General features: G+C 60.7%; 5 protein-coding genes and 1 tRNA gene. 5 read left to right on the top strand and 1 reads right to left on the bottom strand.

Annotated features, from left to right (window positions below; translation table 11 throughout):
- Nucleotides 1–1,108 (bottom strand): copper oxidase (locus tag WB528_RS25355; protein ID WP_423891867.1); only part of this gene is annotated, 1,108 nt, incomplete at its 3' end.
- A 154-nt stretch (nt 1,109–1,262) separates the two neighbouring features.
- On the opposite strand from WB528_RS25355, the gene WB528_RS25350 reads away from it, so the two are divergent.
- The 5 genes from WB528_RS25350 to lon all read left to right on the top strand — a co-directional run bounded on the left by WB528_RS25350 (nt 1,263) and on the right by lon (nt 8,651).
- A tRNA-Leu gene (locus tag WB528_RS25350) sits at nt 1,263–1,347 on the top strand.
- Nucleotides 1,348–1,826: 479 nt separating this feature from the next.
- Complete coding sequence (gene tig, locus WB528_RS25345; RefSeq protein ID WP_423891866.1) at nt 1,827–3,188, top strand: trigger factor; 1,362 nt, start codon at nt 1,827–1,829, stop codon at nt 3,186–3,188.
- Nucleotides 3,189–3,482: 294 nt separating this feature from the next.
- Entirely contained in the window at nt 3,483–4,118 is a 636-nt protein-coding gene (locus WB528_RS25340) for an ATP-dependent Clp protease proteolytic subunit (protein ID WP_423891864.1), read from the top strand.
- A 447-nt stretch (nt 4,119–4,565) separates the two neighbouring features.
- The gene (gene clpX, locus WB528_RS25335; protein ID WP_325017910.1) at nt 4,566–5,840 is read left to right on the top strand and encodes an ATP-dependent Clp protease ATP-binding subunit ClpX; all 1,275 of its coding nucleotides are present in this window, start codon (nt 4,566–4,568) and stop codon (nt 5,838–5,840) included.
- A gap of 378 nt (nt 5,841–6,218) precedes the next feature.
- Nucleotides 6,219–8,651 carry an endopeptidase La gene (lon, locus tag WB528_RS25330; protein WP_423891870.1) on the top strand — a complete coding sequence of 811 codons (2,433 nt, stop codon included), beginning with the start codon at nt 6,219–6,221 and terminating at the stop codon, nt 8,649–8,651.
- The last annotated feature ends 194 nt before the right edge of the window (nt 8,652–8,845 follow it).

Here is an 8,845-nt window from a genome sequence, read left to right as displayed (position 1 = left end):
GATGAAACACGGATGTCATCGAACCACGGTTGATCAGCGACATCACCACCGTGCGGCCGGTCCTGGCGCGGAAGGCGGGCGCGGCGGTGGACGCGAAATTGATCGGGGGCAGCCAGTCTTTCTGTTCGCCGCCGAAGGGAAGATCGACCCGTAATGCGCTCTTCAGGTCGAGACGCGCAGGCAGGCCATTCGACGGCAGCGCGGCAGGCGAGGGGAGATTCTCATTCCGGACCGGCGCTTCATCCGACAAGACCAGTCGGGCGATCGGCCGGGCCGCATCGCCGTCATGCATCAGGATCTGCGAATTGCCGGAAGCCGGTGTGACATCGACAAAGACATCGGCGCGGCCTCCGGGCGCCAGTGCCAATGCGCCGCCACGCGCCAGGAAAGGCTCTGCGGGCTGACCATCGAGCGCCATCACCGTGACGTCATAGTGATCGATTTTCAAAGCGATCACATGGCGCTGAAGCGCATTGACGAAGCGAAGCCTGAGACGTTCGCGTCCACGCACCCTGATTTCGCGCGGAAGCTCTCCGTTCACGGTGTAGACCGGCACCGTGCCATCGGGATCGAGGCCGGGAGCGATGGCGCTGCCGTCCGGCTTCAGCCGCCAGCCTTCGATCAGAAACGCTTCGTCGCGATCAACCTGGACTGGTTCGTTTTCGCTGACGATGAGCGGCAATGCGCGGGTGGGCCGCGCGGCGCCGTCGCCAAGCAAGGCAAGGTCGCAAAAATTCGTTCCGGCGTGGCGCAGAGGAAGTTGGAAGGCGTCGCTGGCGGATGGCGCCACCGGAGATCGGGCGAGCAGCGGCTCGGTCGCGGCTGCACCGTCGACGCCGCGGCAGTTCAGAACCGTCGGCACCTTGAGATCGTTGGCGAGCGTGATCTCCACACGCTCGCCGCGCTTGAAGCGAAGAGATTGATCGCCGAGCGACCATATCTCTGTCGCAGGCTCATTTTCTCGCAATCGGAGAACGTCGGACTTGCAACGAAGCGCGAGCGCAGCCGGGTCGGCGGCGCTGGCTGCGCGATTTGGTGCTTGCAGAGCCGCAGCCGCCAATCCCGCCATAACGGCGCGCCGGTTCGGCCGGAAATCGTGATCTGACATGGCCGTTGATGCGGACCATTTTTGGCACGATATGTCCAGCGATCGTATATCCGATGGCCGCGGTCGGAGATTATTGCTGCGAAGCGATGGCGCATGTTGTAAGTCCGCCGCCAGCATCGCGGCCAAACACGATGCTATTGTCGATGCGGTCTTTGCGGGCGTGGCGGAATTGGTAGACGCGCTGGATTTAGGTTCCAGTGACGAAAGTTGTGGGGGTTCGAGTCCCTCCGCCCGCACCACCGCCCCCAAGCAGGCAGGGGCGTTTTCACCAGGCGCGCTTTCGAAGATCACCCGGGGAATTTCTCACCACGAAATATCTCGGGGTCAGCGCGGCCGGCGCCATCGGCCATATCAGAGTCGCTGCCGCAGATCGTCTGATATCCGACCCGTCGCAGGCTGTTTCTCTTCCCATCCGCTCCGTCTAGCCGCCGTCCTTCACCATCGCTATAATACAGGGTAAGCCCATTTCAGGCGTGATCCTCGCTGGGAACTGTTGATCTCCTGCCACCATTAAGCTACGAGCGTCAGCCCATCGCCTATGGGCCGCCGGTCGCTCGGAAGCTTTGAGAATTCCGACAGCCGGACCGCCGAAATAAGGCAAGAATTTCATAGGGTTCTGGAGCCTACCGAAACCGCCGGCGCAAGCCACGATGCAATGCGCCATTTAGAATAAGCCGTCTGGCTCGCTGCCGGACCTCTCGAGAAGAAGATTGAAGCCATGCAGGTAAAAGAAACGGTTGCCGAGGGATTGAAGCACGAGTTTCAGATTAGTGTTCCGGCGGCGGATCTCGACGCCAAGGCCGATGCGCGTCTGGTCGAATTGAAGAACAAGGTTCGCCTCAATGGCTTCCGTCCGGGCAAGGTGCCGGTCAGCCATCTGAAGAAGGTCTATGGCCGCTCGGTGATGGCGGAGACTATCGACCAGACGATCCGCGATACCAATTCGCAGCTTTTCACCGAACGCGGCTTCCGCCTCGCAACGGAGCCCAAGGTGACCATGCCGACCGAGCAGAAAGAGGTCGATGAGCTTCTCGCCGGCAAATCCGATCTGACCTACACCGTGGCGATCGAGGTGGTGCCGCCGATTGCCCTTGCCGATTTCAAGAGCTTCAAGGTTGAGAAGCCGGTCGCTGAAGTGACCGACGTTGAAGTCGAGGACGCCGTCAAACGCATCGCCGATCAGAACAAGACCTTCGCCGCCAAGGGCGAGGGCGCCAAGGCCGAAAACGGCGACCGCGTCACGGTCTCCTTCAAGGGAACCGTCGACGGGACCGCGTTCGAGGGCGGCTCTGCCGAAAACATCCCGGTGACCATCGGCTCTAATCCGTTCATTCCTGGCTTTGAAGAACAACTGACCGGGATTGCCGCTGGCGAAACCCGGACGCTGAAAGTCACGTTCCCTGCCAACTACGGCAACGCGCAACTGGCCGGCAAGCCGGCCGAATTCGAGACGACGGCGTCCCAGATCGAGGCGCCGCAGGAAACCGTCATCAACGACGAGTTTGCCAAGACGCTAGGCCTGGAATCGCTCGACAAACTCAAGAACGCAGCACGCGAGCGGATAGCCGCGGAGTTTGCCGGCGCAACGCGTCAGCGCGTCAAGCGTATCCTGCTCGATCGTCTCGACGAAACCCACCGCTTCGAGGCGCCGCCCAGTCTTGTCGATGAAGAGTTCAACCAGATGTGGAACTCGATCAAGTCCGAGATGGAGGCGGCCGGCAAGACCTTCGCCGACGAAGACACGACGGAGGAGGCCGCGAAAGAAGAATACCGCAAGATCGCCGATCGCCGCGTCCGGCTCGGCCTCGTGCTGTCCGAAATCGGCGAAAAGAACAAGATCACGGTCACCGATGACGAGGTCGGCCGTGCAGTGATCGAGCGCGCCCGCCAGATGCCGGGCCGCGAAAAGGAAGTCTGGGACTTCTATCGCAACAATGCCAATGCGTTGGCCCAGCTTCGTGCACCCATCTACGAAGACAAGGTCGTCGATTACATCCTGGAGCTTGCCAACGTGACCGAAAAGAAGGTTTCTCGCGAAGAGCTTTACAAGGATGATGAGGCGGAGAAGAACGCCGCGTAAGCGGTTGTAAGTCCAGCGTTAAGGTTGAGACGCAAAAGCAGCCTGGGCGGCGGGTGGCTGGCTATGCCCGGCCATCAGAATCAGCTTCAAGTGCTCGCGTTACTCGGCCTCCGCCCGGTCTGCTTCGCCCGGTCTTCTGGCTGGGTTAGCTGGTCTTGTGGCCGAAAAACCCAAGCCTATCTGTGAGCGTGTCCTTGACTACGTCCTGCATCACGGAACGGTCGTCCTCGATGCGATTTCAGTTCGTATCGTCCCGCCGATGGATGTTCGTCCCTGCCAACCTTTGGGTGATAAATGCGCGATCCCGTTGAAACCTACATGAACCTCGTGCCGATGGTGGTCGAGCAGACCAATCGCGGCGAACGAGCCTACGACATCTTCTCGCGCCTCCTCAAAGAACGGATCATCTTCGTAACCGGCCCGATCGAAGACGGCATGTCGACGCTGACCGTGGCGCAGCTTCTCTTTCTCGAAGCCGAGAATCCGAAGAAGGAAATCTCGATGTACATCAACTCGCCCGGCGGCGTGGTGACGTCGGGACTTGCGATCTACGACACCATGCAATTCATTCGCCCGCCAGTGTCGACACTGTGCACGGGGCAGGCGGCTTCGATGGGCTCGTTGCTGCTCGCCGCCGGCGAAAAGGACATGCGTTTCTCGCTGCCCAATTCGCGCATCATGGTGCATCAACCCTCGGGCGGCTTTCAGGGCCAGGCCACCGACATCATGCTGCACGCTCAGGAGATCCTGAACCTGAAGAAGCGGCTCAACGAAATCTACGTCAGGCACACCGGCCAGACCTACAAGGCGATCGAGGACGCACTGGAACGCGACAAGTTCCTCACCGCCGATGATGCAAAGTCGTTCGGTCTTGTCGACAAGGTGATCGACAAGCGGGCGGAGGAGCCGGCAGCCGCCAAAGCGACCTGAGCAGGATAATTGGCACGGCCGACTTGGCTCGATCTGGCGTTAACGGTTAGTTGCCTGGAAAATGGGTCCGAAGGCGTCTTTTCTTGACCTGCCGGGGCCAAAGTTCCGCTTTCGTGCTGCGTTTTTTGCGTGACAATCGCGCAACGATTGGCTGATTTCCGCTCTTAGCTAGGGTGTGGCGGCGCAAATCACGGTATTGTCACGGATAGCGCGCCATCCGCCGATTAGCGAATTCTTGATAGTCGGGTGCGAGCATGGTTGGCTAGGTCGCTTAGGGTGTGCTTGCATGGGATTCGAATTGACCCGCGATTCTCGCAGGTCGTTAAGGAATAAGGTCTTTTTTGGTACGAATTTTGCTCTATTTACAACGCTTTGGACAGAAGTCCGGGCCGGCAAGTGCCGGGAGTAGAGCGAGCGTGCTTGATCGAACTGCGGACGGAGAGATGAATGAGTAAGGTTGGCGCCAGCGACTCCAAGAACACGCTGTATTGCTCGTTCTGCGGCAAAAGCCAGCACGAAGTCCGCAAGCTGATCGCGGGCCCCACAGTCTTCATCTGCGACGAATGCGTTGAACTCTGCATGGACATCATCCGTGAGGAAAACAAATCCTCGCTGGTGAAGTCGCGCGACGGGATTCCGACGCCGAAGGAAATCTGCAAGGTCCTCGACGACTATGTGATCGGCCAGAGCCATGCCAAGAAGGTGCTCTCGGTCGCCGTTCACAACCACTACAAGCGGCTCAATCATCAGACCAAGCACAACGACGTTGAGCTCGCGAAGTCGAACATCCTGCTGATCGGACCGACCGGTTCGGGCAAGACGCTGCTGGCGCAGACGCTGGCGCGCATCCTGGATGTTCCCTTCACCATGGCGGATGCTACGACGCTGACCGAAGCCGGTTACGTCGGCGAGGACGTCGAGAACATCATCCTGAAGCTGTTGCAGTCGGCCGACTACAACGTCGAGCGCGCCCAGCGCGGCATCGTCTACATCGACGAAATCGACAAGATCAGCCGCAAGTCCGACAACCCCTCGATCACCCGCGACGTTTCGGGCGAGGGCGTGCAGCAGGCCCTGCTCAAGATCATGGAAGGAACCGTGGCTTCGGTTCCGCCGCAGGGCGGCCGCAAGCATCCGCAGCAGGAGTTCTTGCAGGTCGACACCACCAATATCCTGTTCATCTGCGGCGGTGCGTTCTCCGGGCTCGAGAAGATCATCTCGGCGCGCGGGCGTTCGACCTCGATCGGCTTTGCCGCGCAGGTCCTGGCGCCAGAAGACCGCCGCACCGGCGAGATCTTCCGTCACGTCGAGCCGGAGGATCTCCTGAAGTATGGCCTGATCCCGGAATTCGTCGGCCGCTTGCCAGTCGTGGCGACGCTGGAAGACCTGGACGAGGCTTCGCTGAAGAAGATTCTCACCGATCCGAAGAATGCGCTGGTGAAGCAGTATCAGCGCTTGTTCGAGATGGAGAATATCGAGCTGACCTTCGCCGACGAGGCGCTTGGCGCGGTTGCCCGCAAGGCAATCGAGCGCAAGACCGGCGCGCGCGGATTGCGCTCCATTCTCGAGAGCATCCTGCTCGAGACCATGTTCGATCTTCCGGGTCTGGAAGGCGTCGAAGAGGTCGTGATCTCGCGGGAAGTTGTGGAAGGAACGGCGCGTCCGCTCTACATCTACGCCGATCGTTCCGACCGGGCTGTGGAGACGAGCGCCAGCGCCTAGTGCGGCGAATTTGAAGTTCCTGTCAGTGCTGCGGTAAGTTCGTTGCAGGAACTTCAAATTCAAAGGAGATCCAGGGGCTTTCCGGCGCCGGAAAATGACGTATTTGCCTCGGCTGCCGGGCCTTCCGGCGGCCATTTTGGCTTAAGCCGACCGCCGCGTTTAGCCCTTTGTGACTAGGGTTTTCGACGACTTGACACCCCCATGGTCGATAGCCACCTAATGCTGTCGGCGGCGTGAAATCAGCTTTAGATTCGCTCCGACGAAGATCCGGCGAAAGCGGCCTTCCGAGGTCTCTCCATGGCCGGAGCATACGGCACCTTGTGGCTGTTGCGCGTGATGCGGACGGCGAGCAAGGGGGCACAACAAAAGGAAAAGGCCATGACCACCCCGAAACCCCGGCCATCAATCGTTCACGGCGAAAGCCATGCCTACCCGGTGTTGCCGCTACGCGACATTGTCGTCTTCCCGCACATGATCGTGCCGCTGTTCGTTGGCCGCGAGAAATCGATCCGCGCGCTTGAAGAGGTGATGAAGAACGATGCGCTGATCATGCTGGCGACGCAGAAGAATGCGTCCGACGACGATCCAACGCCGGATTCGATCTACGAGACCGGTACGCTTGCCAGCGTTCTGCAGCTTTTGAAATTGCCCGACGGCACCGTCAAGGTGCTGGTGGAAGGGCTCGAGCGCGCCCGCGTCGAGAAATATACCGCCCGGACCGAATACTACGAGGCGACCGCTGTCGCGCTCGCCGATACCGACGCCACCTCCGTCGAAGCGGAGGCTCTCGCGCGCTCGGTCGTGTCGGATTTCGAGAGCTATGTGAAGCTCAACAAGAAGATTTCCGCCGAAGTCGTCGGCGTCGTGCAGGCGATCACCGATTTCGCCAAGCTTGGCGATACCGTGGCCTCGCATCTGGCCGTGAAGATCGCCGATCGCCAGGCGATCCTGGAGACGCTGTCGGTCACCGCGCGGCTGGAAAAAGTGTTGGGCCTGATGGAGAGCGAGATCTCCGTGCTCCAGGTCGAGAAGCGCATCCGTTCGCGCGTCAAGCGCCAGATGGAGAAGACCCAGCGCGAGTACTATCTCAACGAGCAGATGAAGGCGATTCAGAAGGAACTCGGCGACGACGAGGGCCGGGACGAACTCGCCGATCTCGAAGAGAAGATCGCCAAGACCAAGCTTTCCAAGGAAGCGCGCGACAAGGCCCAGCACGAGCTGAAGAAGCTGCGCCAGATGTCGCCGATGTCCGCGGAAGCCACCGTCGTGCGCAACTATCTCGACTGGCTGCTCTCGATCCCGTGGAACAAGAAGTCCAAGGTCAAGAAGGACCTCGTGGCCGCCCAGGAAGTGCTGGACGGCGATCACTACGGGCTTGAAAAGGTCAAGGACCGCATCGTCGAGTATCTCGCCGTGCAGTCGCGCGCCAACAAGCTGACCGGGCCGATCCTGTGCCTCGTCGGGCCTCCCGGCGTCGGCAAGACCTCGCTTGGCAAGTCGATTGCGAAGGCGACGGGGCGCGAATTCGTTCGCGTGTCGCTCGGCGGCGTGCGGGATGAGGCTGAAATCCGCGGCCACCGGCGGACCTACATCGGTTCGATGCCGGGCAAGATCATCCAGTCGATGCGCAAGGCCAAGACCTCGAACCCGCTGTTCCTGCTGGACGAGATCGACAAGATGGGCGCCGACTTCCGCGGCGACCCGTCCTCGGCTTTGCTCGAGGTTCTCGACCCCGAGCAGAACTCGACCTTCAACGACCACTATCTGGAGGTCGATTACGACCTCTCCAGCGTAATGTTCATCACGACCGCGAATACGCTCAATATTCCCGGACCCCTGATGGACCGCATGGAGATCATCCGGATCGCGGGCTACACGGAGAACGAGAAGGTCGAGATCGCGCGCAAGCACCTGATCCCGAACGCGATCTCCAAGCACGGCCTGGACACCAAGGAATGGTCGATCGACGACGACGCGTTGCTGCTGATGATCCGCCGCTACACCCGCGAAGCGGGCGTGCGTAACCTGGAGCGTGAGCTGTCGACACTCGCCCGCAAGGCGGTGAAGGAGCTGATGATCTCCAAGAAGAAGTCGGTCAAGGTCACCGAGAAGACGCTCGAGGAATTCCTCGGCGTGCCGAAGTTCCGGTACGGCGAGATCGAGAGCGAGCCTCAGGTCGGCATTGTCACCGGCCTTGCCTGGACCGATGTCGGCGGCGAGTTGCTGACGATCGAAGGCGTCATGATGCCCGGCAAGGGCAAGATGACGGTCACCGGAAATCTGCGGGACGTGATGAAGGAGTCGATTTCGGCGGCGGCGTCTTATGTCCGTTCGCGCGCCGTCGGCTTTGGCATCGAGCCGCCGCTGTTCGACAGGCGGGACATCCACGTCCACGTGCCGGAGGGGGCAACCCCGAAGGACGGTCCGTCGGCTGGTGTTGCGATGGCGACGGCGATCGTCTCGGTCATGACCGGCATTCCGGTCCGGCACGATGTCGCCATGACTGGCGAGATCACGCTGCGGGGCAGAGTGCTTCCGATCGGCGGCTTGAAGGAGAAGCTGCTGGCGGCCGCGCGCGGCGGCATCAAGACGGTGCTGATTCCGGAAGACAACGCCAAGGATCTCACGGAGATTTCCGATGCGATCAAGGGCGGGATGAACATTGTTCCGGTGGCCCGGCTCGACGACGTCGTTTCCAGGGCGCTGGTGCGGCCTCCCGTGCCGATCGTCTGGGAAGAGGACAATGCCAAGGTCGTCGCCGTCACGCCTGATGCCGGCGACGAGGCATCCGGTGGGCTGACGGCGCATTAAGCGAAGACATAATCCGATGAAAAGCGGCGCCTGCGGGCGCCGTTTTTTTGCGCGGTATTCCTGCAAGGTGCGACCGTATCGGACCTTGCTCCGAGGGGGTCGGCAAGGCTAAACACAGGGCCTGGTGGTCCAATTCCAATATTCGCATATCTTCCCGGCGGGCACTTTTGCGAATGCCAGAGTTGAAGGACCAC

The organism is Bradyrhizobium sp. (assembly GCF_049586575.1).
Lineage (GTDB): Bacteria > Pseudomonadota > Alphaproteobacteria > Rhizobiales > Xanthobacteraceae > Bradyrhizobium.
This window is presented reverse-complemented; position numbering and strand designations above follow the sequence as displayed.